General features: G+C 69.5%; 18 protein-coding genes. 8 read left to right on the top strand and 10 right to left on the bottom strand.

Going from position 1 to position 24,105, the window contains the following annotated elements:
• Window positions 1-92 precede the first annotated feature (92 nt).
• The 5 genes from OV427_RS20155 (at window position 93) to OV427_RS20135 (ending at window position 7,613) form a co-directional block, all read left to right on the top strand.
• On the top strand, window positions 93-1,802 hold the full coding sequence (locus OV427_RS20155) for an acyclic terpene utilization AtuA family protein (protein ID WP_267857754.1): 1,710 nt from the start codon (window positions 93-95) through the stop codon (window positions 1,800-1,802).
• A 5-nt stretch (window positions 1,803-1,807) separates the two neighbouring features.
• Window positions 1,808-3,424, top strand: coding sequence for an acyl-CoA carboxylase subunit beta (locus OV427_RS20150; RefSeq protein ID WP_267857753.1), 1,617 nt, complete (start codon window positions 1,808-1,810; stop codon window positions 3,422-3,424).
• A gap of 14 nt (window positions 3,425-3,438) precedes the next feature.
• Window positions 3,439-5,451, top strand: a complete 2,013-nt coding sequence (locus tag OV427_RS20145) for an acetyl/propionyl/methylcrotonyl-CoA carboxylase subunit alpha (protein WP_267857752.1) — start codon at window positions 3,439-3,441, stop codon at window positions 5,449-5,451.
• Between the two features lie 518 nt (window positions 5,452-5,969).
• On the top strand, window positions 5,970-6,923 hold the full coding sequence (locus OV427_RS20140) for a zinc-dependent alcohol dehydrogenase family protein (protein ID WP_267857751.1): 954 nt from the start codon (window positions 5,970-5,972) through the stop codon (window positions 6,921-6,923).
• Between the two features lie 105 nt (window positions 6,924-7,028).
• The gene (locus tag OV427_RS20135; RefSeq protein ID WP_267857750.1) at window positions 7,029-7,613 is read left to right on the top strand and encodes a GNAT family N-acetyltransferase; all 585 of its coding nucleotides are present in this window, start codon (window positions 7,029-7,031) and stop codon (window positions 7,611-7,613) included.
• Here the strand turns inward: OV427_RS20135 and OV427_RS20130 are convergent.
• On the bottom strand, window positions 7,590-8,738 hold the full coding sequence (locus tag OV427_RS20130) for an MFS transporter (protein ID WP_324289973.1): 1,149 nt from the start codon (window positions 8,736-8,738) through the stop codon (window positions 7,590-7,592). The two genes, OV427_RS20135 and OV427_RS20130, sit on opposite strands and share 24 nt — an antisense overlap.
• Window positions 8,739-8,863: 125 nt before the next feature.
• On the opposite strand from OV427_RS20130, the gene OV427_RS20125 reads away from it, so the two are divergent.
• Complete coding sequence (locus OV427_RS20125) at window positions 8,864-9,886, top strand: isopenicillin N synthase family dioxygenase (RefSeq protein ID WP_267857749.1); 1,023 nt, start codon at window positions 8,864-8,866, stop codon at window positions 9,884-9,886.
• A 121-nt stretch (window positions 9,887-10,007) separates the two neighbouring features.
• Here the strand turns inward: OV427_RS20125 and OV427_RS20120 are convergent, their stop codons facing one another.
• The 8 genes from OV427_RS20120 to OV427_RS20085 all read right to left on the bottom strand — a co-directional run bounded on the left by OV427_RS20120 (window position 10,008) and on the right by OV427_RS20085 (window position 18,943).
• Complete coding sequence (locus tag OV427_RS20120; protein ID WP_267857748.1) at window positions 10,008-10,544, bottom strand: hypothetical protein; 537 nt, start codon at window positions 10,542-10,544, stop codon at window positions 10,008-10,010.
• A gap of 3 nt (window positions 10,545-10,547) precedes the next feature.
• Window positions 10,548-11,513 (bottom strand): hypothetical protein, encoded by a 966-nt coding sequence (locus OV427_RS20115; RefSeq protein WP_267857747.1) that lies wholly within the window; start codon window positions 11,511-11,513, stop codon window positions 10,548-10,550.
• A gap of 123 nt (window positions 11,514-11,636) precedes the next feature.
• The gene (locus OV427_RS20110) at window positions 11,637-12,014 is read right to left on the bottom strand and encodes a metal-sulfur cluster assembly factor (protein WP_267857746.1); all 378 of its coding nucleotides are present in this window, start codon (window positions 12,012-12,014) and stop codon (window positions 11,637-11,639) included.
• On the bottom strand, window positions 12,007-13,083 hold the full coding sequence (locus OV427_RS20105; protein WP_267857745.1) for an amidohydrolase family protein: 1,077 nt from the start codon (window positions 13,081-13,083) through the stop codon (window positions 12,007-12,009). The genes OV427_RS20110 and OV427_RS20105 overlap by 8 nt, the downstream gene beginning before the upstream one ends.
• A 36-nt stretch (window positions 13,084-13,119) precedes the next feature.
• Window positions 13,120-15,033 (bottom strand): PAS domain S-box protein, encoded by a 1,914-nt coding sequence (locus OV427_RS20100; RefSeq protein ID WP_267857744.1) that lies wholly within the window; start codon window positions 15,031-15,033, stop codon window positions 13,120-13,122.
• Window positions 15,034-15,325: 292 nt separating this feature from the next.
• Window positions 15,326-16,066 (bottom strand): class I SAM-dependent methyltransferase, encoded by a 741-nt coding sequence (locus OV427_RS20095; RefSeq protein ID WP_267857743.1) that lies wholly within the window; start codon window positions 16,064-16,066, stop codon window positions 15,326-15,328.
• Window positions 16,063-17,295 carry a type II toxin-antitoxin system HipA family toxin gene (locus OV427_RS20090; protein WP_267857742.1) on the bottom strand — a complete coding sequence of 411 codons (1,233 nt, stop codon included), beginning with the start codon at window positions 17,293-17,295 and terminating at the stop codon, window positions 16,063-16,065. The genes OV427_RS20095 and OV427_RS20090 overlap by 4 nt, the downstream gene beginning before the upstream one ends.
• 1 nt (window position 17,296) lies before the next feature.
• Window positions 17,297-18,943, bottom strand: a complete 1,647-nt coding sequence (locus OV427_RS20085; protein WP_267857741.1) for a DUF262 domain-containing protein — start codon at window positions 18,941-18,943, stop codon at window positions 17,297-17,299.
• A gap of 472 nt (window positions 18,944-19,415) precedes the next feature.
• Here OV427_RS20085 and OV427_RS20080 point away from each other — a divergent pair, with 472 nt between their 5' ends.
• Together OV427_RS20080 and OV427_RS20075 are read left to right on the top strand one after the other, a co-directional pair.
• A complete protein-coding gene (locus OV427_RS20080; protein ID WP_267857740.1) occupies window positions 19,416-20,918 on the top strand; it encodes a M20/M25/M40 family metallo-hydrolase in 1,503 nt (500 codons plus the stop codon).
• A gap of 139 nt (window positions 20,919-21,057) precedes the next feature.
• The gene (locus tag OV427_RS20075; RefSeq protein ID WP_267857739.1) at window positions 21,058-22,299 is read left to right on the top strand and encodes an adenylate/guanylate cyclase domain-containing protein; all 1,242 of its coding nucleotides are present in this window, start codon (window positions 21,058-21,060) and stop codon (window positions 22,297-22,299) included.
• A 1-nt stretch (window position 22,300) separates the two neighbouring features.
• On the opposite strand, the gene OV427_RS20070 is transcribed toward OV427_RS20075, so the two are convergent.
• On the bottom strand, window positions 22,301-24,025 hold the full coding sequence (locus OV427_RS20070; protein ID WP_267857738.1) for an MDR family MFS transporter: 1,725 nt from the start codon (window positions 24,023-24,025) through the stop codon (window positions 22,301-22,303).
• Between the last annotated feature and the right edge of the window lie 80 nt (window positions 24,026-24,105).

Below are 24,105 nucleotides of genomic sequence, written 5' to 3'. Positions count from 1 at the left end.
GCGCGCTTGCTTTTTTATGGAGGGCCTCCCACACTGATTTGGACCCTGGCTGGCGGCATGGGCAGACCTGCCCTCGGCCGGATGGAGAGAGCATGAGCGCGTCCCCCCTGCGTATCGGCAATGCCTCGGGTTTCTACGGAGACCGCTTCTCGGCCGTGAAGGAGATGCTGGAGGGCGGGCAGCTCGACGTCCTCACCGGCGACTACCTCGCCGAGCTGACGATGCTGATTCTCGGCCGTGACAGGATGAAGGACCCGGCCACGGGCTTCGCGAAGACGTTCCTCCGCCAGATGGAGCAGTGCCTGGTGCTGGTGGTGGAGAAGAAGGTCAAGGTCGTCACCAACGCGGGAGGGCTGAATCCGGCCGGGCTCGCCGCCGCGCTGCGCGAGGTGGCCGGCAAGCTGGGCGTGAAGGTGCAGGTGGCGCACGTGGAGGGGGATGACCTCTCTGGCAGCGCGGACGCGCTCGGCCTGGGCAGTCCGCTCACGGCCAACGCGTACCTGGGCGCCTGGGGCATCGCCGAGTGCCTGCGCGCGGGCGCGGACATTGTCGTCACGGGACGCGTGACGGACGCATCGCTGGTGGTGGGCCCGGCGGCGGCGCACTTCGGGTGGAAGAAGGACGACTGGGACAGGCTGGCCGGGGCCATGGTGGCCGGCCACGTGCTGGAGTGCGGCACGCAGGCGACGGGCGGCAACTACTCCTTCTTCACGGAGGTGGATGCGCGCCGTCCCGGCTTCCCGCTGGCGGAGCTGCACGAGGATGGCAGCTCGGTCATCACCAAGCATCCGGGCACGGGCGGCGCGGTGACGGTGGACACGGTGCTCGCGCAGCTCGTCTACGAAATCACCGGGGCCCGGTACGCGGGGCCGGATGCGACGGCGCGCTTCGACAGCATCTCGCTGTCCTCTGAGGGCAAGGACCGCGTGCGCATCACCGGGGTGCGCGGCGAGCCGCCGCCTCCCACGGTGAAGGTCTGCCTCAACAACCTCGGTGGCTATCGCAACGAGGCGACGTTCGTCCTCGTGGGGCTCGACATCGAGGAGAAGGCCCGGCTCGTCCGCGAGCAGTTGGACGCGGCGATGGGCCGCAAGCCGAAGGAGGTCCACTGGACGCTGGTCCGCACGGACCGCGAGGACGCCGCCACGGAGGAGCAGGCCGCCGCCTTCTTGCGAGTGGTGGTGAAGGACGCGGACCCGAAGCTGGTGGGCCGTGCTTTCAGCGGCGCCGCGGTGGAGCTGGCGCTGGGCAGCTACCCGGGCTTCACCATGACGGCGCCGCCGTCGGACGGTGCACCGTATGGCGTCTACACGCCTGCCTATGTGGAGGCGGGCAAGGTGGAGCATGTCGCCGTGCTCGCCGACGGAACGCGCACCGTGATTCCGCCCTCGGAGAAGACGCTGGCCCTGGCGCCGGTAGAGGCGCCCGTGCTTCCCGCGCCACCTGCGTCAGGTCCCACGCGCCGCGCGCCGTTGGGGCGCATCGTCGCCGCGCGGAGCGGGGACAAGGGTGGCACCGCGAACATCGGCGTCTGGGCGAGGACGGATGAAGCCTGGCGCTGGCTGGCGCACACGCTGACGCCGGAGAAGCTCCGCGAGCTGCTCCCGGAGGCCGCGGCCTTCCCGATGGAGCGGCACGTCTTCCCGCATCTGCGGGGGCTGAACTTCGTCATCGACGGAATCCTGGGAGAAGGCGTGTCGTCCTCCACGCGCTTCGACCCGCAGGGCAAGGCGCTGGGCGAGTGGCTCCGCTCGCGCCACATGGACATTCCCGAGTCGCTGCTGCGCGAAGGGCAGGGGTGAGACCAATGCCGAGAATCACGTCCCGAATCGACCCGGGCTCCGAGGCCTTCAAGGCCCACCGCGCGGACATGCTCGCGCGCGTCGCGGAGTTGCGCGAGGTGGAGGCCAAGGTCCGCAACACGGAGAGCAAGGCGCGCGAGAAGTTCCACAAGCGCGGCCAGCTCCTTCCGCGTGAGCGGCTGACGCTCCTGCTGGACCGGGGCACTCCGTTCCTGGAGTTGTCCACGCTGTGCGGCTACGGCTACCACGACGACAGCGACGGCTCGCTGGCCGGAGGCAACAGCATCATCGGCATCGGCTACGTGTCCGGTGTGCGGTGCATGGTCTTCGTGAACAACTCCGCCATCAAGGGCGGCACTGCGTCGCCGTGGGGCGTGCAGAAGGCGCTGCGGGCGCAGGAGATGGCGCTGGAGAACAAGCTCCCCCTGGTGTCCCTGGTGGAGAGCGGCGGAGCCAACCTCATGTACCAGCAGGAGATCTTCATCCCTGGCGGTGAGACCTTCTACAACCAGGCGAAGCTGTCGGCGGCGGGCATCCCTCAAGTCACGGTGGTGCACGGCTCCAGCACCGCGGGCGGCGCGTACCTGCCGGGCCTGTCCGACTACGTCGTCATGGTGAAGAAGAAGGCCAAGGTCTTCCTCGCGGGCCCGCCGCTGCTCAAGGCCGCGACGGGCGAGATTGCCACCGACGAGGACCTGGGCGGCGCGGAGATGCACGCCACGGTGGCGGGGACGGCGGACTACCTCGCGGAGGACGACGCCGACGCCATCCGCATGGCGCGCGAAATCGTTGCCAAGCTCGGGTGGAACGCGCGGCTGGCACGTGAGGCGCAGGCGCCGTACGCCGAGCCCGTCTACTCCCCCGACGAGCTGTGCGGCGCCGTCCCGGTGGACTACCGCAAGCCGTACGACTGCCGCGAGGTCATCGCGCGAATCGTCGACGGCTCCGAGTTCGCCGGCTTCAAGGACGAGTACGACCCGCACACCGTCTGCGGGCGTGCGAGCATCTTCGGGATGCCCATCGGCATCATCGGCAACAACGGGCCGATTACGCCGAAGGGCGCCACGAAGGCGGCGCAGTTCATCCAGCTCTGCTGCCAGTCGGACACGCCCATCCTCTACCTGCAGAACACGACGGGCTACATGGTAGGCACGCAGCCGGAGCAGGCCGGAATCGTCAAGCACGGCTCGAAGATGATTCAGGCGGTGGCGAACGCGACGGTGCCGCAGCTCACGCTGCTCATCGGCGGCGGGTTCGGCGCGGGCAACTACGGCATGTGCGGCCGGCCCTTCCACCCGCGCTTCATCTTCGCGTGGCCCAACGCGCGCACCGCGGTCATGGGCGGCGAGCAGGCGGCGAAGGTGATGTCGATTGTCTTCGGCGAGAAGCTCGCGCGGCAGGGAGAGACGGTGGACGAGGAGGGGATTCGCGCGTTCTGCCAGCCCATCATCGACCAGTTCGACAAGGAGTCGCATCCGTTCAACTGCAGCGCGCGGATGTTCGACGACGGGCTCATCGACCCGCGCGACACGCGGCGGGTGCTCGGGTTCACGTTGTCCGTGTGCCGCGAGGCGAAGCGGCGTGAGCTCAAGCCCAACACCTTCGGCGTGGCGCGCCTGTGAGAGGGACGGACCGCATGGAGCGATTCAAGAAGGTGCTCGTCGCCAACCGGGGCGAGATTGCCGTCCGGGTGATTCGGACCTGCAAGCGGCTGGGCTACCGCACCGTCGCGGTGTTCTCCGAGGCGGACCGCGCGGCGCCACACGTGCTCGCGGCGGATGAGGCGGTGCCCATCGGCCCGTCTCCCGCGAAGGAGTCGTACCTCGTCATCGAGAAGCTCATCGCGGCGGCGAAGGCGTCGGGCGCGGATGCGATTCACCCGGGCTATGGCTTCCTCTCGGAGAACGCGGAGTTCGCTCGCGCGTGTCGGGACGCGGAGGTGACGTTCATCGGTCCGGGGGCCGAGGCCATCTCGCTGATGGGGAACAAGCGGCAGGCGAAGCTGCGGATGCTCGCGGCCGGCGTGCCCTGCATTCCCGGCTACGAGGCCACCGATGCGGATGACGAGGCGCTGGCGAAGGAGGGAGAGCGCATCGGCTTCCCGCTGATGGTCAAGGCGGCGGCCGGTGGCGGCGGGCGCGGCATGCGGCTCGTGCACGAGGCGGCGAAACTTCGGGACGCGCTGCGCTCGGCGCGCTCGGAGGCGACGAATGCCTTCGGGAGCGGAGAGCTCATCCTGGAGAAGGCCGTTATCGGCGCACGCCACGTGGAGCTGCAGGTCTTCGCGGACGAGCACGGCAACGTGGTGCACCTGGGCGAGCGCGACTGCTCGGTGCAGCGCCGGCACCAGAAGATTGTGGAGGAGAGCCCGTCCCCCGCGGTGAGCCCCGAGCTGCGCGCGCGCATGGGTGGAGTCGCCGTGGCGGCGGCGCGGGCCATCAGCTACCGGGGCGCGGGGACCATCGAGTTCCTGCTCGCGCCGAGTGGCGAGTTCTACTTCATGGAGATGAACACCCGCCTCCAGGTGGAGCACCCGGTGACGGAGGCGATTACCGGGCTGGACCTGGTGGAGTGGCAGCTCCGCGTCGCGGCGGGTGAGCGGCTGCCCCTGACGCAGGAGCAGGTGTCGTGGTCGGGGCACGCCATCGAGGTCCGCCTCTGCGCGGAAGACCCGGCGAACAACTACGCGCCGCAGACGGGGCGGCTGCTGGCGTGGAGGCTGCCGGCGCGCGAGGGAGTGCGCATCGACTACGGCGTGCGCGAGGGGCAGGACATCCCGCCCTTCTATGACTCGATGCAGGCGAAGGTGATTGCGCACGGGCCGGACCGCGAGACGGCGCGACGGCGGCTCGTGGAGGCGCTGCATGAGCTGACCGTGTTCGGTGTGACGACGAACAAGAGCCTGCTGCTGTGGGTGCTCGGGCATGTGGCGTTCAGCTCGGGCGAGTACGACACGGGCTTCATCCCGAAATATGCGGAGGCCGTGACGCTGGAGGCGCTGTATCGGACGCATGCGAAGGAGCTGGCCCTGGCGGGCGCGGCGCTGTTCCATGCGGAGGCGCTGACGCTTGCGCGTGAGGCCGGGTTGGACGCGTCGCTGGTGAACTGGAGCACGACGCAGACCTCGCATCCGGTGAGGCTGAAGCTCGCGAGTCGGGAGCGTGAGGAGCACGTCACGGTGCGACCGGTGGCCCAGGAGCGGTACGAGGTCGCGGTGGGCAGTGACACGTTCGACCTCGCGGTCCTCGGGATGGCGGAGGGGGTGCTGGACTACGCCGTCTCTGGCGCACGCGGGCGTGCGCGTTACACGCGGGCTGGGGACACGCTCTGGCTGGACCTGGGGCACGGTGCGCATGCCGTGTCCGACGTGACGTTCCGCCCGCCGTCGAAGTCGGAGGGCGCGGGGAGTGGCCGGCTCGTGGCGCCGATGGACGGGCGCATCCTGCGCGTGGATGCACAGGCAGGTGCGGCCGTGAAGGCGGGACAGGTCCTCGCCGTGCTGGAGGCCATGAAGATGGAGTTCCAGGTTGTCGCGGACGTGGCGGGCACGGTGGAGGCAGTGAACGTCACCGTGGGCAGCCAGGTCGCCGCGCGGCAGCTCCTGGTGGTGCTGACGCCAGAGGCGAAGCCGCAGCCCGGGGCGAGCTGATTCCATCCGGTCTCGCCCGGGGGAGAAATGCGGAAGGAGCAGGTCGTCCTCAGTCCCCCGGAGGCTGGCTGACGTGGAACGAACGTTCCTTCCGCGCCCGGCTCGCCCCGGGCGAGGGGGGAGGTGGAACGAACGTTCCGTTCGCGCCCGGCTCTCCGGGCGAGGAGTGAGGTGGAACGAACGTTCCTTCCGCGCCCGGCTCGCCCCGGGCGAGGGGGAGGTGGAACGAACGTTCCGTTCGCGCCCGGCTCTCCGGACGAGGAGTGAGGTGGAACGAACGTTCCTTCCACGTCCGGCTCGCTCCGGGCGAGGGGTGAGGTGGAACGAACGTTCCTTCCACGTCCGGCTCGCTCCGGGCGAGGTGCTGAAGTGGAACGAACGTTCCTTCCACGCTCGGCTCGCCCCGGAGGCTGACCGAGGTGGAATGAACGTTCCTTCCACGGCTGAGCCGTCGGACCCTGGACGGTTGGCCTGACGCGGCATTGCCCGTTCCGGTGTACCCGGTTAATCCCGCGCCCATGCGAGCCATGGTCCTTCCCCGCTTCGGCGGGCCCGAGCTGTTCGAAGTTCGCGATGTTCCGATGCCCACGCCTGGCCCCGGACAGGTGCTCGTCCGGGTCATCGTCTCCGGCACGAATCCCGTGGACGCGAAGCTGCGCCAGGACGGGACGTGGGCGGGCATCCAGCTCCCCTCCGTCATCGGCTACGACGCGTCGGGCGTCGTCGAGCAGGTGGGCCCGGGCGTCACCGACTTCAAGCCCGGCGACGAGGTCTTCTACACGCCGGAAATCTTCGGCAACCCGCATGGCACCTACGCGGAGTTCAACCTCGTTCCCGCGAGCATCATCGCGAAGAAGCCGCCGAGCCTCTCGCATGAGGAGGCCGCCGCCGTCCCGCTGGCCGGAGGCACCGCGTGGGATGCGCTGGTGCGGCGGATGCAGCTTCGCGTCGGGGAGACGGTGCTCATCCACGGTGGTGCGGGCGGCGTGGGCTCGTTCGCGGTGCAGATTGCGAAGGCGCTGGGGGCTCGCGTGCTGGCCACCTCCGGTCCGGACAACCTGGAGACGCTGCGCAAGCTCGGCGCGGACGTGGTCATCAACTACCGGAGCGAGGACCCGGCGCAGATTGCGCTGCGCGAGACGGGTGGGCAGGGCGTGGATGCGGTGTTCGACACCGCGGGCAAGAACATGATTCCCAGCCTTCCGGCGACGCGGCCGGGTGGGCGGCTCGCGACCATCCTTGGGTTCAATGGAGACGTGTCCGCCTTCTATCCGCGCAACCTCACGCTGCACGGTGTCTTCCTCACCCGAGAGCGGCGCCGCCTGGAGGAAATGTCCGTCCTCCTCGAGCGCAAGCAGATGAAGCCGCTGGTGGAGCGCGTGCTGCCGCTGGAGAAGGTCGGCGACGCGCACCGCATCCTCGACTCGGGGCACGGGCGCGGGAAGCTGGTGCTGACCGTGGGGAAGAAGTAGGCCACGCGACGCCAGCCTTCACGATGCGCCAGACCGTGCGCACGCGTTGTCCAATGTGTGCGACGTAGGCGGGTAGTATGGGCTGTCTCCACGGAGGCAGCACGGATGGCAACAAGGCGTCAGACGGCGACGCGCGGCGAACGGCGCATTCTCATCAAGGGTCCTCGAGTCGTGCTGCGGGCGCCTCACGCGGAAGACCGCGAGGCCTTCCTCGCGGCAACCCGTACGAGCCGCGCCTTCCACCGGCCCTGGGTGGCGCCGCCCACCACTCGCGAGGCGTTCGAGGCGTATCTCCAGCGCAACGAGCGGGACGACTTCGAAGCCCTCCTCGCCTGTGAGCGCGAGTCCGGACACTTCATCGGCGCCTTCAATCTGAGTCAGATATTCCGGGGCGGCTTCCAGAATTCCTACCTGGGTTACTGGGCCGTCCACGGCTTCCAGGGACGCGGGCTCATGTCTGAGTCGTTACAGCTCGTCCTCGCGTACACCTTCCGCACGCTGAAGCTCCACCGCGTGGAAGCCAACATCCAGCCCGACAATGCCGCGTCGAAGGCGCTGGCAGAGCGGGCTGGCTTCAGGCTGGAGGGATTCTCACCCCGCTACCTCAAGGTCGCCGGCCGCTGGAGGGACCACGAGCGCTGGGCCATCTGCCGCGAGGACTGGCGCTCAGCTCCGCGCCGCGTCCGGTGACAGGCGCGATGAGCCGCGCCACAACGACAGCAGCGCGATGACACACAGCGCGGCGCCCGCGGCGCACACGCCCGTCCAGCCTCCATGTGTCCACGCCGTGGTGCCCAGCCACGAGCCTCCCGCGCCGCCCGCGAAGTACGTCACCATGTAGACGGTGTTGAGCCGGCTGCGCGCCTCGGGCCTCAGCGAGTACACGCGCGTCTGGTTGGAGATCTGGTTCGCCTGCGTGCCCAGGTCCAGCAGCACCACGCCCAGCGCCATCCCCCACAGCCACCGCCCCAGCGGCCACATCAACACGAAGGACAGGAGCAGTACCGCGATGCCCAACGCGTTGATGCGCCGGTCCCCCCGCGCGTCCGCGTAGCGCCCCACCAGCGGCGCGGCCAGCGCGCCCGCCACGCCCACCGCGCCGAAGAGGCCCGCCACCTGCGGCCCGTAGTGCTCCGGCAGGCTCTGGAGATAGAGCGCGAGCGTGGACCAGAAGACGCTGAACGCGCCGAAGGTGAGCGCGCCCAGCAGTGAGTGCAGCCGCAGCACGGGCTCGGTGCGCGTCAGGTGTCCCAGAGAGCGCAGCAGCGCGAGGTACGGCATCTCCGCCATGGGCGGCTGCGCCGGCAGGACGAAGCGCAGCACTCCGCCCAGTGCGAGCATCAGCCCCGCCGCAATCCAGAACATGGCCCGCCACCCCAGGTGCGTGCCCACGAAGCCCGCCGCCGTGCGCGACAGGAGGATGCCGATGAGCAATCCGCTCATCACCGTGCCCACCACGTGCCCACGCTGGGCCGCCGGTGCCAGGTGCGCGGCGAAGGGGATCAGCAGCTGCGGGATGACAGTGGTGGCCCCCACCGCGAAGCTCGCGAACACCAGCAGGGGCAGGGTGGGTGCCAGCGCCGCGCCCACCAGCGCGAGCGTCACCAGCGCGGACATGGTGACGATGACCCGCCGCCGCTCCAGGCTGTCCCCGAGCGGGACGATGAACAGCATCCCCGCCGCGTAGCCCACCTGCGTCAGCGTGGGCACCAGCCCGAGCGCACTGCCCGAGGCGCCCAGCTCGCGGCCGATGTCTCCGAGCAGCGGCTGGTTGTAATAGAGGTTCGCTGCGGTGGCGCCCGACGCGGCGGCCATGAACCACACCAGTCCGGGGCTGAGGGCGGCGTGGGAGGAGTCCGAAGGTGATGGAGTCTGCATGAAGGCGCGGCGCACTCTGGCGCCGGCCTCCCCTGGGGTCCAGGCCCGTGTAGGCTCGCATCATGGTTGGAAACGAGTCCGCACCCGGCGGCCTGCCCGTCATCGACATGGCGTCCCTGTTCGATGCCACCCGCACCGCCGAGCGTGCGAGCGTGGCGCGCGAAATCGAGCTGGCCTGTCGCGACAGCGGCTTCTTCTACGTCACCGGCCACGGCGTCTCCGACAGCGTCCTCACGCGGCTGGAGCGCCAGAGCCACCGCTTCTTCGCCCTCCCCGAAGCGGCGAAGCAGGCGCTCTCCATGGAGCGCGGCGGGGCCGCGTGGCGGGGCTGGTTCCCGCTCGGAGGAGAGCTGACGTCCGGACGTCCGGACCGGAAGGAGGGGCTCTACCTGGGCACCGAGCTGGGCCGCGAGCACCCGAGGGTGAAGGCCGGCTGGCCGCTGCACGGTGCCAACCTGTGGCCCGCCGAGGTGCCGGAGCTGCGCGAGGCCGCGCTCGACTACATGGACGGTGTCACCCGCGCGGCGCACGCGTTGATGGAGGGCATCGCGCTCAGCCTGGGCCTGGAAGCGGACTACTTCCGGCGCCATTACACCGCCGAGCCCACCGTGCTCTTCCGCATCTTCCACTACCCCGCGGAGCCCGCGCCGGCGGATGGCGAGGAGCGCTGGGGCGTGGGCGAGCACACCGACTACGGCCTGCTCACGCTGCTCGCGCAGGACGTCCACGGGGGCTTGCAGGTGAAGACGCCGCGCGGCTGGATTTCCGCGCCGCCGCTGCCCGGGACGCTGGTGTGCAACATCGGCGACATGCTCGACCGGATGACGGGTGGGTGGTACCGCTCCACGCCTCACCGCGTGAAGAACGTCAGCGGCAGGGACCGGCTGTCCTTCCCGCTGTTCTTCGACCCGGACTTCGCCGCCGAGGTGAAGCCCCTGCCTCGCGCCGCCAGCGCCGACGTGGACGAGGACCGCGCCCGTCGCTGGGACGGCGCCAGTGTCCACGCCTTCCAGGGCACCTACGGCGACTACCTGCTCGGCAAGGTGTCCAAGGTGTTCCCGCAGCTCGTGCGGCGCGTGCTGTAGGTCCCCGGAAACGCGCGTGGGGCGACGCGGTCCAGGACCGTGCCGCCCCACTCAGTGCGACGGATGCTCGTCGACGTGAAACCCGTGTGAAGCGACGCGGCTCAACACCGCGTCGCCCTGCTCACGGCTTGCCCTGCTCCTGAAGCTCCTCGGGGTGGAACACGCGCGAGGCCACGCGGTCCAGCACCTCGTCGCCCCACTTGAGGCTGGTCTTCATCAACCGGCGCATGTCCTTCGCGAACGCGCGCTCGGTGGGCATCAGCTTGTACGTGCGGCTGAGGAACAGGCCGCGGTTCTCCGGCTCGTAGTCCACCGTGCCGCCACCGGCGTCGGTGCCTCCGCGCTCCTCCGCGTGGAAGCCGTCGATGACGCCCGGCTTCGGAGGCTCGCGGAAGCGGTACACCAGCGCGCTGCACTCCAGCGACTGGGACTCCTCGTGCCACTCGAAGTAGACGCTCGCGCCGCCGGCGGACATGCCGCCGAAGCCCTTCTCGTTGATGCCGGCGCTCGGCGGAGTGCCCTCTTCACCGAGGAAGCCCTGCACCAGCCGACGCGCGGACTCGCGCGTCAGCGGCGTGTTCTCCGGTGCGGCCGGGGCCAGGACGGAGACCCAGGACCGCAACAGGCCTGCGAGGCCACTGCCCAGTGCGGTCGCCATGGCCTAGCGCCCGAAGTTGCCCTCACGCGCCTGGTCGAACGGCACGCGGTGCTGGAGGTACACGGACTCGAAGCCGTGCGCGGCGATGGGGTTGAGGTGCGGCTCGGTGAAGTGGTGCACCTTCGAGCCCTTGCCGCCGTCCACCGCGGGGTTCCACTTGTCCGCCACCGGCCCGAGGCCGAACAGGCTGGGCACCGGGTCCGCGCGGTTCACGTAGTGCACGTACTTGGGGCCGTCCGGGTAGTGCATGGCCGCCGCGCCGAACGTCTCCACGCTGATCTTGCCCATCATCTTCTGGGCATCGCCCTGGCTCATCCCATCTTCAATGCGCAGCCGCTTGTAGACGTCACCCAGCGCGCGGCTGGAGATGAGGCCTCCCTGGCTGTGCGCCATGAGATGCACGTCCCGGCCCGACTTGATTTCGTTGTAGAGCGTGTCCGCCAGCGTATCCACGGCGGGGTTGTGGCCCTTGTCCAGCTTGTCCTTCACGCACTGGGCCAGGTCCGCGGCCATGCCCTCGGTGGCGTTGTGGATGCCGATGACGCGCGCCCCGCTGGTGTCCGCGATGGACTGCAGGCTGCTGGCCTGCGCATCCTTCGACGTGTTGATGCCGTTCACGTAGAGGATGGTCTGCGTCGGGTTGGGGTTGTTGCGCGGCGTGACGGCCGGAATCTGGCTCAGCGGCGTGTCGGGAGAGAAGGTCTGCCCGCCCGCGCCCACGAACTTGCCGTCGTGCACGCGGTCCGGCTGGTTGCCGAAGCCAAACACCCCGCCCACCGCCTGCGCGCCCTTGGCGACGGTGTTCTCGAAGCCGTCCACCGCGTTGCCGACCGCGCGGCCACCCGCGACGACCGTGTTCTTCACCGCCCCGGCGGCGTCACTGACGGCGTCCTGCGCCTTGTTGAGCACCTTCCCGGTGCCACTGGCGACATTGGAGATGAGTTGACGGCCGCGCTGAATGGGATTCATGGGGGCTCCGGGGGCAGGAGATGTTGGAAGAAGTGTACCTGTGGAGGAATTGTCGCAGGATCGCACGGGGAGTTGCGTCATCCCTGTGCGATTCCCGCCGCCACATTCCCTACATGCCTGAAATCAGCCGGTTACGCGCTCGGGCTTCGCCGCGTCGCGTGAAAGCAGCCGGCCGCCGAGCATGGTGATCCGCTTCGCCGCGAGCCGCTCGCGCGCCTCGGGCTGGATGTCCCCGGGCGTCCACTGGAGCTCCTGGTCGAACTCCACGTGGACGGACGCGACGCCTTCCTGGCCGGTGAGGCGCTGCTCGATTTCGCGCATGAAGTACGCGGCCATCATGCACATGGGCGAGGTGATGTGCAGGCGCACCGTCACCTTCCCCTCCGTGCACGCCACGGACTGAATCAGCCCCATCTCACCGATGCCCAGCGGCACGCCGGTGGCGAGGCTGCACGGGTCCGGGATGTCCTGGATGCGCGCGCGCAGCTCGTGCTCAGTCATGGAGGCCCGCCTGGTAGCTGTAGGGCGCGACGTCGCCCTTCGCGCGCGCCTTGGAGAAGGTGTCGTTGGCGATGCGCGCCTTGACGGCCTCGACGTCCACTCCCGCGTAGCGGGCGTAGTTGTCGCAGAGAATCATGCGCTTCACCTCGGGCGTCACCTGCATGCCCGCCACGCTCACCAGGTCGTCCGGCAACTGGAAGTCGTGCCAGAACTTCTGGAGCGCAGGCTGCGGGTGGCAGAACACCGTCCCGGAGCCCCACATGATTTTGGCCGGGCCCGCCCACTTCAGCAGCGCGGCGAGGGACTCGGCGAACCAGCGCTCGCGCTTCACGATGAGCGCGCCCGTGACTTCCAGATTCACATACACGTTGGGGAACAGCGACAGCTGCATCCCCGTCTCGTCCAGGAAGGCCATGCCGCCGTGGACGATTTCGAAGTTGAGGTCCGGGAAGGCATCCGCCGCGCCGCCAATGTCATCCACCTTGTAGGGCTCGAGCGGGACGGCGCCCATGGGCAGGCCCTTGTGGACGGCGAGGTTCTTGATGCCCAGCTTGCGCGCGCGCTCGAAGAGGGGGAACGCGATGCTCGGGTCATCCATGCGCCAGCCGGTGTGGCGGAACGAGTCCCCCAGCCACGCGGCGGGGTAGAGCTTCAGGCCGCTCGGCTTCAGCTCCTCGGCCTGCTTCTCCAAATCGTCCAGCGCCGCGGTGCCGCGCAGCGGGTCCACGCCGGCGTAGACGAGGAAGCGGTCCGGGTAGCGCTTCTTGATTTCGAGCGTCTTCTCGTACGAGCACAGCCCGTCGCCATAGAGCGTCTGCAGTGGCAGCACGTGGTGCACGGCCAGGTCGATGCCGCTCTCTACGAAGAGGATGTGGGCCAGCTCCTGCACGGACCAGTTCTTGAGGAAGCGCTTCTCCTCGGGCACGCGGTGGGTGTCGCCCGACAGGCCGCTGTGCAGCCCCCAGATGAGCTGCGCGAGCGACGCCGCATATTTGCCGGCGCGGTAGTTGGATGGGTCGAGGTTGTACGCGTGCGTTACAGCATCGATGACGAATCCGCCGCCAATCAAAAGACTTCTCCTTTCGAGGACAGACCACCTCGGGGCCTACCGCGCCCCGAGCACTTCACCCAGGAACTGATGAATCAAGCCCACGTCGAAGGGCTTCTCGATTTGCCGGTTGGGTACCCGCTCGAGGAACTGTCGCGCACGGGCGGTGTAGGAGCCGCCGGTGATGAAGATGAAGCGCCGGGACAGGTCGGGTGAAGCCTCGCGCACCCGCTCGTAGACATCCATCCCGGAGATGCCCGGCATCATCAAGTCACAGAAGACGGCGTCGAAGGGCGTGCCGGAGGTGAGCGCCGCGAGGGCCTCCTCGCCGCTGTTCACCACGGTGACCTTGTGCGCGGCGCCGAGGATGCGCGCGAGCGAGCGGCCCACGGGGGGCTCGTCGTCAATCACCAGCACCTGTCCCCGGTGCTCGGTGTCGGGCGCGGGCGCGGGCGCTTCCGCCGGCTTCGCGGCGGGGCGGGGGCTCTCGGGCGCGGTGGGCAGGAGTACGGTGAACGTCGTGCCCTTCCCCTGCTCGCTGTGGACGGTGATGTCGCCGCCGAGGTTGCGGATGAGGCTGTGGCAGATGGACAGCCCCAGCCCCGTGCCCTGGCCCACGGGCTTGGTGGTGAAGAACGGGTCGAAGATGCGCGGGAGCACGTCGGGCGGAATGCCAGTGCCCGAGTCGCTCACGTCCACGGCCACCATCCCGGAGGGCCCGGGGCGGACCCAGACGGTGATGTGGTGCTCCTCGGCGCTGCCGTCGGGAATGGCCTGGGCGGCGTTCACCAGCAGGTTGAGGAAGACCTGCCCCAGGCGGGACGCGTCGGCGTACACGGTGGGCACGGGCTCGTACTTCTTGATGAGCCGGGCGCGGTGGCGCAGCGCGCTGGACGCCATGTTGACGGAGAAGTCGAGCGGCTCGCGCACGTCCACCGGCTCGCGCCGCTCCGCGTCCTGGCGGGAGATGAACTTGAGGTCCCGGACGATGTTGCGCACGCGCGTGGCGCCTTCCTGGGCCTCCTTGAGCAGCGCCTCCGTCTCGCGCAGCGTCGTGCTCCACGCCACGGTGCCGGGGCCGTCGGGGACGGACAGCGTCAGCTCTCCGCCGAGCCGCGCCATGGCCTCCATGGCCGAGTCCAGGTTGGCCATCACGTAGGTGAGCGGGTTGTTGATTTCGTGGCCCACGCCCGCGGCGAGCGTGCCCGCCAGCACCATGCGGTCGTTCTGGAGGAGCTGTGTGTGGGCGCGCTTGCGCTCGGTGACGTCGCGGGACATCACCACCACGGCCTTCTCGCCGTCGAACTCGACGGGGATGCCCACGCTCTCCGCGTCGTACGAGGTGCCGTCCTTGCGCAGGTAGCGAATCTCCCGCAGCGGGGCCAGCTCGCCGCCGACGGCGGTGCGCACGCGCTGGCGCACCAGCTCCAGGTCATCCGGGTGGACGATGCCCCAGATGGACTGGCCGATGAGCTCGTCCGCATGTGCATAGCCGAGCGCCTGGAGCAGGGTGGGGTTGGCGTAGATGAAGCGGTTGTCGCGGTGGACGAAGATGCCCTCGGGCGCGGTGTCGATGAGCCTGCGGAAGTTCTGCTCCGAGCGGTGGAGGGCGGCCTCCACCGAGGGCGGCGCGTCCAGCGGGCGGACGATGCAGTAGACCTCGTCGCCTCCCGCGCTGGCGGACATGCTCCATGACAATGATTTCCAGGTGCCATCCTGGCAGCGCCAACGACAGGCGAGGTCGGCATGGCCTCCGGCGGCGAGGAGTGCCTTCAGGCGGGAGTCCAGGGCTTCGACGTCGTCGGGGTGGATGAAGCCGCGGGTGGGCTGATGGGTCAGGGCTTCGAGGGACCAGCCCACGAGGCGGCACCAGGCGGCGTTGGCCTCGAGCAGCCGCCCATCAGAGGCGAGCACGATGAGGGGCTCGGGGGAGAGCTCGAAGAAGCGGTGAGCTCGATGCGCTATCGACATGCGTCCCTTGGGGGGAGGTGCAGCAGAGCCGACGGGGGGAACTCCGGCTCTTGGCTAACGAGGTGTAGTGGGATTGCAACGGTCTGATCGGGACATAGACACTATTTCTGGAAAATTTGCATGTCCGGAATTCACGGACCCCTGGCGTGGCGGTGGGCCTGTGCGCCGGGAGGCGTCCGTGCACCACATGGTGCCGGGGTCCGCACGACTGCGTATGAGAATGCGGGAAACCCTGACGTCTGGACTTGCGGGGGGCCGCGAGCGCTCAGGTGGCGCTCGCAACCGCGAGCGCTCAGGTGTTCCGGTTGCGCAGCAGGTAGAACACGTAGCCGTAGCTGTCGCCGTGGCGGCGGAAGAGAGCGATTTCCTCCTCCGTGGCGGTGAAGACCTCACGCAGGGCGGGGGCCGCCGTGGGGCGCAGGCGCTCCATGCGCTGGAGCAGTGGCGTGTAGTAGTCCCACCACGCGGAGTGGGGGAGGGTGAAGGTGTCGAGCACCTCGTAGCCCTCGGCCTCGGCGGTGGCGCGGTTCTCCGGAGTGGTGCCCATGGTGGGGTAGCCCTCGGTCCAGAAGCGGGCGGCCTCGGCGGGGCGGGCATCGGTGAGCCAGGTGCACTCGGTGACGGCCGCGAGTCCGCCGGGCGCGAGCAGCGGACGGAAGCGGCGCAGGCCCGGGCCGAAGCCCAGGTGGTAGATGGCGCCCTCGGACCAGAGCAGGTCCACGGAGCCCGCGGGCACATCGAGCGCGGCCATGTCCGCCTGACGTGTCTCGATGAAGGCGTCCAGCCTGCGGGCCCGGGCGTCGCGTTCGAGCTGGTCGAGATAGGGCTGGTGCAGGTCCACCGCGAGGATGCGGGTGCGCAGCGCTTCGGCGAGCACGAGCGTCTGTCTTCCGGAGCCGCAGCCCACGTCCACCACGCGGGGAGACGGGGGCAGGGTGGGAAGTCGCTTCAGCGCTTCGAGGGTGCACGCGGCACTGCCGGGTCCGAACTGAGGCAGGTCGCTGTAGAGGGTGAAGAAGGCCTCGGGGTTCATGGCGTGCCCTGGAGCAGGGGGACTCGCTTCCAGTGAGCTTCGATGCGCTGCTTGCTGTCCGCGGACAGGGGGAGGTCGGGGTGGAGGGAAGACCACGTGTCGAGCGTGGCGCTCACGGTGGCCTTCACCACGGGCAGCACGTCGTCGGGGGAGAGCCCCAGCTTCCGGGCGAGCCGCTCGAAGCTGTCGAGGGAGACGTCCTCGAAGCGCTTGGACTTCGCGAGGTTCAGCGCGAGCACGTCATTGGGGATGTACTGGATGGTGGAGACGAGGTCGTAGGCCGGTGACAGCACGGCGCGCGTGCCATCCGGGTAGAGCAGCGACCAGTTCTTGTGGTGGGCGTCCGCGTTGCCGATGGCGACGATGAACACGAGCCGGCGCAGGAACTCGTGTAGCGCATCCAGGCCAGCGACCTTGAGGATGACGTTGGCGACGGTCTCGTAGTTGAACTTCTTGTACTTCTCGTCGGAGTACAGGCCGAGCACCTGGGCCATGTCCTCCATGTGGATGCGGCGGCCGGGCTCGGGGCGGTCGAAGCGGCGGATGGCGTAGGCGAGGTTCTCGCGCAGGGGGATTCCCTCGGGAAGTCCTTCGACTTCAGTCACCTTCACCAGCCGCATCTCGGGCACGGTGATGCCGACGGCGCGGGCCCACGTCATCATCGAGTATTCGTTCTCGGGGACGTGGTCATAGCGATTGTCCGGGAGCTTGACGATCCAATCTCCGCCGCGCCCTTCCGTGGGAAGCGTCATTCCCCGGTCCTTGCGCAGCATGGAGAACTTGAGCTGCACGCCCGCGAGCGAGAAGCGGAGGTGCTCCTCCTCCGTGGGGCCGCCGGACGACGGGGTCTCCTCGAGGGGGCCCGGCTCCACGAGGGAGAGCACACCGGAGGGACGGACGACGATGGCGCCGGGCAGGTCCTCGCCCAGCCTGGCGATGAGGAAGAACTCGCGCTGCCGGGAGACGTGCTCGCGCTCGGCGATGAGCTCGCGCAGGGGGCCTTCGGGCAGGAGGTTGGAGAAGAAGTGCGGCAGCCGCATCCGGCTCACCTGGCGGCGCGTGAGGTCGTCCTCGAAGGACTGGCCCAGCACGGGACGCGGGTAGCGCTGCCGGTACTCCTCGGAGATGACGAACTCGATGCGCTCGTCCGCGAGCAGCGTCAGCGTGCCGACGTGGACGTCACCGAGGTGGACGTCGAGGACTCCGGCCGTGGTGCTCGCGGGTTCCACGTCAGTCCTCCTCGTCGTCGACGATGAGTGATTGGAGGGAGGGACGGTCCGATTCGTCCCAGCGCGTGCGTGCCTTCAGGAAGGAAACGGTGACCGCGTTCAAGGCGTCCAGTCGCATGAGCAGGAAGTCTCGATGCTGATTCTCCTGGAGGAGCCTGATGCCTTCCAGGGTGAGGGCGTGGCTTGCGAGAGTCTCCGGGCCTGGTGTGTGTTCGGTCTGGAGCGCACCCCCGGCGTCAGTGTCTGGCTGCGGAGGGTGGAAGAGGTAGTTGGCCACCGTCAGCTGCACGAGCGGCATCGATGCGGTTTGTTGCGGCTGGAGCGTCAGCGTGTTGGGGAGGATGGGATGGAAGGCGGACCGCCCTGCTTCCTCGAGCATGGCGGCCACGTCCAACGGCGCCCCCGTCAACAGGTGCCTGGGGTGAAGCGAGAGCAGCGCATTCGCGTCGACGACTCCCATGACGGTGTCGAGGGCGAAGAATCGAAAGCTCGGGAGCTGTTGCTCCAACGGCCCTGGCCGAGCGGGGACCTGTGCCAGGAGCTCCTGGACGGTGCGCTCTTCGTCCGAGGCGTCGAACGACAGGGCGGCGCCTTGAGGGATGAGGAGATTGCTGACGGATGCAGTGGCGCGCCGCCAGAGCCAGCGGGCCAGCAGCTCGCGCGAGCGCGGCGAGGGCTCGGGATGCAGGTGGAAGAACCGGGCAAGCAGGTAGAAGGAGATGTCTTCGGGCAGGAGCAGGAGGTGCGGAATGCCCGCGTCACGCTTGAGGAAGACGATGGTGCTCTGGAGTGCCCGCTGCGTGGCCTGAAGCGTCTCCGTCAGGTCATCTTCCTCACGGAGCTGCCCCTGGAAGTCCTGGGTGAAGTCGAGTCCCCGCACCGCGAGGACCGCTCTGAGCATCATGGACTCGGTCAGCGTTCCAAAGCCGAGTGCTCGCAGGTCTTCCGCAAGTCCTTGCAGCGAAGTGGGGCGCGAACCCGCCGTGCCTCCATACAACGCATTGAAGACCTCGGTCTGGCTGAGAGGATTTCCCGCCGTATTCAGACGCTTGAAGATGATGCGAAGGGATTTCTCTTCCGCGTCTTCGACGACGTAGGCGGGAACCTGGTACTCGCGGATGGCCTTGCCGATGCGGATGGCCCGCCGCGTGTGCTCCGGGTTCTGCGCGCGTCCTGGATAGCGGTCCAGCCACTCCAGCAGCAGCTCGCTGTCCAGAACGACTCTCAGCGGCAGCCAGTGGGGGGGGGACTCACCGTTGGCTTGGGAAACGACCTCTTCCGTTTCCAGGTCGTAGAAGAGGGCGAAGCCATCAGGGGCCGCGTCCGCGGGGTGGAGCAACACCCCCGTCAACGCGGTGATGCGCTGTTGTCCGTCCACCACCCACAGCGCCTGGCTCGAGGACGGCGCGTCGATGCGCACCGGCCCGAAGCTGACGCTCGCAGCAGGCGCCTCGCGCTTCCAGAACAGCAGCGTGCCAATGGGATACCCCCGGTACACGCTGTCGAACAGGTCGCGTACATCCTCCGCCGTCCACTTCAGCGGGCGCTGGAACTCGGGGATGCGCACCTCTCCGCGCCGGACCCGGTCCAGCAGGTCCTCAATGCTGAAGGCCGTCGCTTGCGGCCGCCGCGTCAGGGTCGAGGGCATGGCTCACCTACGGACGGGCTGTAACACGGCCCCCGACAGGGCTCCTGTTTCATGTCTGGCCGCGTTGATCAGGTTGTTTGCACTCAGAGAATGCTGCCCATTGAAGCCCCGCAAACACTCCGGGTGTAAAGTTCCCGCAATTTGGAACCAAATCTGTTCGTTTGTGCGCCTGGAGGGGGAGGGTGCTTGACGCTCGCTCGAAGGGCCTTCAGAGTGCCTGACACGTTTCCTCTTCGGAGTGAGACGCGGCGGCGGTGAATGCCTCCCCCAAAAGCAGCACCGCCGTGGAAGTCCCAGTTGAGCCCCGCGCGCCGCGTTCCCCCTCTCGGCGCGCGGTGGCCCCTGGGATTCCCAAGCTCCTCGCACCCCCGCTTCCCGGCCAGCCGTCATTTGCGCACACCGTGCGCGAAGGCCATCTCGCTTGCGAGCACCCGGTGACTTGCGGAGAGTGGGCGCCTCCTTGGAGGTCCCCTTGCCCGTCGCTTCCTTCGTCCTGCCTGCCTCCCTCGCGCTCCAGCTCCTCTCGGGCGCGGCGCCGGCCGTTGCCGCGAAGCCCACCCTCCCTCCGCCCATGCGTCCCCCGGCCGCCTTCATCAAGCCCGCCGCGCCCGCGTATGCACAGGCCACCGCGGACCAGCTCATCGGCCCCGCGCTCACGCAAGGCCAGGCCTACGCGCGCCTCGCCGAGCTCACCGACGGCATCGGCCCGCGCCTGTCCGGCACCGAGGCCGCCGAGGCCGCCGTGCAGTGGGCCGTGCGCAGCTTCAAGGCCGACGGGGTCAAGGTGTGGACCGAGCCCGTCAAGGTGCCGCGCTGGGTCCGCGGCGAGGAGCGCGGCGAGGTGCTCGCCTCGGAGCGCACGCGCGGACACCCGCTCACGCTGCTCGCCCTGGGCGGCAGTCCGCCCACCGCCCCCGAGGGCCTCACCGCCGAGGTGGTGGAGGTGACGTCGCTCGACGCGCTGGCCGCGCTCGGTGACTCCGTGAAGGGGAAGATTGTCTTCTTCAACCACACCATGTCCGTGGCCGCCGACTACGGCCGCTTCGCCGGGCTGCGAGGCCGTGGGCCCGCCGCCGCCGCCAAGGCCGGCGCCGTGGGCGCGCTGGTGCGCTCGCTGGCCACCGCGTCCCTGCGCACGCCGCACACCGGCTCCACACGCTTCGAGGACGGCGAGGCGCGCATCCCCGCCGCCGCCATCACCACCGAGGAAGCGGACCAGCTCCACCGCATGCTCGCGGGCGGTTCCGTGCGCGTGAAGCTGGTGCTCGGCTGCTCCGAGCTGCCCGACGCGGACTCCTCCAACGTCATCGCCGAGATTCGCGGCCGCGAGAAGCCGCAGGAAATCGTCCTCATCGGCGCGCACCTGGACTCGTGGGACGTGGGCACCGGCGCGCATGACGACGGCGCCGGCGTGGTCATGGTGATGGAGGCCGCGCGCCTCATCGCGAAGCTGCCCAAGGCACCGAGCCGCACCGTGCGCGTGGTGCTCTTCATGAACGAGGAGAACGGCCTGCGCGGTGGGCGTGCGTACGCGGAGGCCCACGCCGCGGAGTTGTCCAAGCACGTGGGCGCGATGGAGATGGACTCCGGCGGTGGCCGGCCCATGGGCATCAGCCTGCGCGCGGGCGCGGGCGGCCAGGACCTGGTGCGCCCGTGGCTGACGCCGCTGGTGGCGCTGGGCGCGTCCAACTTCTCCACGCGCGAGGCGGGTGGCGCGGACATCAGCCCCATGGTTTCCGCGCGCGTGCCCTTCTTCGGTGTGGAGGTGGACAGCAGCCGCTACTTCGACGTGCACCACACCATGGCGGACACGCTGGACAAGGTGGACCCGCAGGACCTGGCGCGCAGCACCGCCGCGGTGGCGTGGCTGACGTACGCGCTCGCGGAGATGCCGGGCACGCTCGTGCGTCCGGAGCCTCCCGCGCCGCCCTCCGGTGCGCCCGCGGCGATGCCGCCGAAGGCCTCGGCGCACTGAAGTCCCGGTCCTCCCGGCATTCCGGGAGGCGCCTGCCTGCCTGGCTCCCCTGAGCCGGCCCGCATCGCTCGCACGCGGGTCGGTTCGGTGGAACAATGAGGCAGTTCTGGCGGCGGTCTCCGTCGGGTTGGGGGCCACCGTGACAGCGAATGCCGGAGACTCGCGGATGATGCGCGGACAGCAGACCGTAACGGGCCCGGACGTCGCGGGATGGCTCGTGTCGGAAGCGCGGAGCGTGGAGAGCCCGGCCGTGCTGCTCGAGGGCCTCTGCCAGCGTCTGCTCGCGCAGGGCGTCCCGCTGGCCCGCGCGTCCATCTCGCTGTTCACCCTGCACCCGCTGTTGCACGCCCGCAGCCACCGCTGGCGCCCCGGACAGCGGGCCTCCACGGACATGCACCCGCACGGGCTCCAGCACCTGCCCGGCTTCGCGCTCAGCCCCTTCAAGTCGCTGCTCGACGGCTCGCCCGGCATCCACCGCCGCCTGGAGGAACCGCCCGCGCCGGATGACTTCCCGATGTTCGCCGAGCTGCGCGCGGACGGCCTCACCGACTACCTCGCGCTGCCGGTGTGCTTCAGCGATGGCGCGCGGCACGCCGTCTCCTGGGCCACCTCCGTGCCCGGCGGCTTCTCGGACGCGCACCTCACGCTGCTCCATGGGCTGCACCCGCTGCTGGCGCTCGTGCTGGAAGTCCTCGCGCGCAAGGACATGACGGGCGTGTTGCTGGACACGTACCTGGGCCGCGACACGGGCCGGCGCATCCTCCAGGGGCAGATCCGCCGGGGCGACGGCGAGACGACCTCCGCCGTCATCTGCCTGAGTGATTTGCGCAGCTTCACCGCGCTGTCGGACGCCCTTCCGCGCGACGTGGTGTTGGAGCTGCTCAACGCGTACTTCGAGACCATGGTGGGCGCCTTCCACGCGCACGGCGCGGAGGTGCTCAAGTTCATGGGCGACGCGGTGCTCGCCATCTTCCGCATCGACGCGGCCTCGCCGGTGGAGGAGCGCTGCGAGGCCGCCGCGCGCACCATCCGCGAGGCCGTGGCCGCCAGCACCCGCGACAACGCCGAGCGCCTCCGCAAGGGCCTGCCTGCCTACGAGTTCGGCGCCGCGCTCCACGTGGGCGACGTCATGTACGGCAACATCGGCGCGACGGACCGGCTGGACTTCACCGTCATCGGCCCGGCCGTGAATCTCGCCAGCCGCATTGGCGGGCTGTGCGCCTCACTCAACGAGCCCGTGCTCCTGTCCGAGGCCTTCGTCTCGAACTTCCGGGGCGGCACGAGAGACCTGGGCCAGCACGCGCTCAAGGGTGTGGGGATGCCCGTGCGCATCTACTCGCTCGCGGCCACCGCCGACTCCCAGGCGCTCACCGCCGCCTGAGTCACTCCGCCGGCGCGGGCCCGCGTCCCCGCCGCAAGGGCTGCTCCGGAAGGAAGAGCGTCACCAGGAACGCCAGCAGCGCGATGAGGATGGCGACGCGGTACACGGCCGACACGCCGCGCGTGAAGGACTCCTTCATCGCCTGGTGGGCCCGGTCCACCGACTCCAGCGCGCGTGCCTCCTCCGCATCCACTCGCGCACGCTCCGCCTCTCCCACCTCGCGGCGCTCGGTGGCGAACTCCGTGCGCAGGCGTGCCTTCACCGCCTCGCCCTGGAAGCCCTCGCCCGGCGCGCTGTCCTCGCCGCTCGCTCCCGGCACCGTCACCGCGACCTGGGCCCGTACCGACTCCGGCAGTCCCGCGGTCGCTTCGGGCAGACGCGTGCCGAGCTCGCGTGACAGCGTGGCCGCGAATACCGTGCCCAGCAGCGCCACGCCCAGCGTCATCCCGAGCTGCCGGAAGAACGTCGCCGCCGACGTGGCCACGCCAATGCGCTGCGGAGGCACCGCGTTCTGGATGGCCATCGTGTAGAGCGGAATCGACGGCCCCAGGCCCAGGCCCACCAGCACCATCTTCGCCGTCACCTCGGCCTGGGTGGACTCGGGCGTCAGCGTGAAGCCCATCACCGCGAAGCCCACCATCAGCAGCCCGAGCGAGACGAGCAGCAGCACCTTGTACCGCCCCAGCTTCGCCACCAGTTGTCCGCTGAGGACGTTGCCCGCCACCACGCCCAGCGTCAGCGGCATGATGGTCAGCCCCGAGCGCGTCGCCGACAGCCCCACCACGTTCACCATGAACAGGGGCAGGAAGACGACGCCCGACAGGAACGCCGCGCCGATGATGAACACCGCCACGTTCGCCGTGCTGAAGGCCCGCAGGCGGAACAGCTTCAAGTCGAGCAGTGGCTCCCTGGCGCGCGTCTCCACCCGGAGGAACAGCGCCGTGCCCACCCCGGCCAGCGCGAGCAGGCCCAGGATTCGCCACGAGCCCCACGCCCAATCCCCGCCGCCACTCCGCCCCAGGCTCAGCGCCAGCAACAGTGGCACCACCGCCAGCGCGAGCGAGCCCGCGCCGCGCAGGTCCAGCCCTCCGCGTGCCACGCCCGGAGGCCGCAGCTTCGGCATGCGCAGCAGCACGAGCGACAGCGCGACCACGCCCACCGGCAGGTTGATGAAGAACACCCAGTGCCAGCCGAAGTGGTCGGTGATGAAGCCGCCCACCAGCGGGCCCACCACGCTCGACAGGCCGAACACGGCGCCGAAGAGGCCCTGGTACTTTCCGCGCTCGCGAGGCTCGAAGAGGTCCGCCACCACTGCGAGCGCCGCGGTGAAGAGCGCCGCGCTGCCCAGCCCCTGCACCGCGCGGAAGATGATGAGCGCCACCGTGGACCGGGCCGCCCCGCACAGGAAGCTGCCCGCGAGGAAGATGAGGATGCCCACCGCCAGCACCGCGCGCCGGCCCAGCAAATCCGACAGCTTCCCCCACACCGGCACCATCATCGTGGACGCCACCATGTACGCCGTGGTGAGCCACGCGTAGAGCGACGCGGGGATGTGCAGGTCCGCCTGGATGGACGGCCCCGCTGTCGCGACAATCGTCTGGTCCAACGCCGCGAGCAGCAGCCCGAGCAGCGCCCCCAGCATCGTGAAGACCTTCTGTGCACGGGTGAACGCGGGCAGCGCGGCGGACAGGGCGTCGGCGGAGGTTGTGGCGGCGGACGGAGCCATGTGGCGCGAAGGTCGCCCGGGACACGGGCGCCGGGAGCAAAGGTGGGGATGCTCCCGGCCGAGGCCAATCACCCCGAACG

Origin of the sequence: Pyxidicoccus sp. MSG2 (genome assembly GCF_026626705.1) — a bacterium.
Classification (GTDB): Bacteria; Myxococcota; Myxococcia; order Myxococcales; family Myxococcaceae; genus Myxococcus.
The sequence above is the reverse complement of the archived record's forward strand: the minus strand, read 5'-3'. Positions and strand labels throughout refer to the sequence as shown.

Bases quoted from the DNA above. Each gene is read 5' to 3' on its own strand.
- OV427_RS20070 (WP_267857738.1), bottom strand. From the start codon at position 24,025: ATGGCTCCGTCCGCCGCCACAACCTCCGCCGACGCCCTGTCCGCCGCG.
- OV427_RS20100 (WP_267857744.1), bottom strand. From the start codon at position 15,033: ATGTCGATAGCGCATCGAGCTCACCGCTTCTTCGAGCTCTCCCCCGAG.
- OV427_RS20130 (WP_324289973.1), bottom strand. From the start codon at position 8,738: ATGGCCGCCGCGTCGGGCGCCACCGCAGCGAACCTCTATTACAACCAG.
- OV427_RS20140 (WP_267857751.1), top strand. From the start codon at position 5,970: ATGCGAGCCATGGTCCTTCCCCGCTTCGGCGGGCCCGAGCTGTTCGAA.
- OV427_RS20135 (WP_267857750.1), top strand. From the start codon at position 7,029: ATGGCAACAAGGCGTCAGACGGCGACGCGCGGCGAACGGCGCATTCTC.
- OV427_RS20085 (WP_267857741.1), bottom strand. From the start codon at position 18,943: ATGCCCTCGACCCTGACGCGGCGGCCGCAAGCGACGGCCTTCAGCATT.
- OV427_RS20110 (WP_267857746.1), bottom strand. From the start codon at position 12,014: ATGACTGAGCACGAGCTGCGCGCGCGCATCCAGGACATCCCGGACCCG.
- OV427_RS20150 (WP_267857753.1), top strand. From the start codon at position 1,808: ATGCCGAGAATCACGTCCCGAATCGACCCGGGCTCCGAGGCCTTCAAG.
- OV427_RS20095 (WP_267857743.1), bottom strand. From the start codon at position 16,066: ATGAACCCCGAGGCCTTCTTCACCCTCTACAGCGACCTGCCTCAGTTC.
- OV427_RS20145 (WP_267857752.1), top strand. From the start codon at position 3,439: ATGGAGCGATTCAAGAAGGTGCTCGTCGCCAACCGGGGCGAGATTGCC.
- OV427_RS20120 (WP_267857748.1), bottom strand. From the start codon at position 10,544: ATGGCGACCGCACTGGGCAGTGGCCTCGCAGGCCTGTTGCGGTCCTGG.
- OV427_RS20125 (WP_267857749.1), top strand. From the start codon at position 8,864: ATGGTTGGAAACGAGTCCGCACCCGGCGGCCTGCCCGTCATCGACATG.
- OV427_RS20115 (WP_267857747.1), bottom strand. From the start codon at position 11,513: ATGAATCCCATTCAGCGCGGCCGTCAACTCATCTCCAATGTCGCCAGT.
- OV427_RS20155 (WP_267857754.1), top strand. From the start codon at position 93: ATGAGCGCGTCCCCCCTGCGTATCGGCAATGCCTCGGGTTTCTACGGA.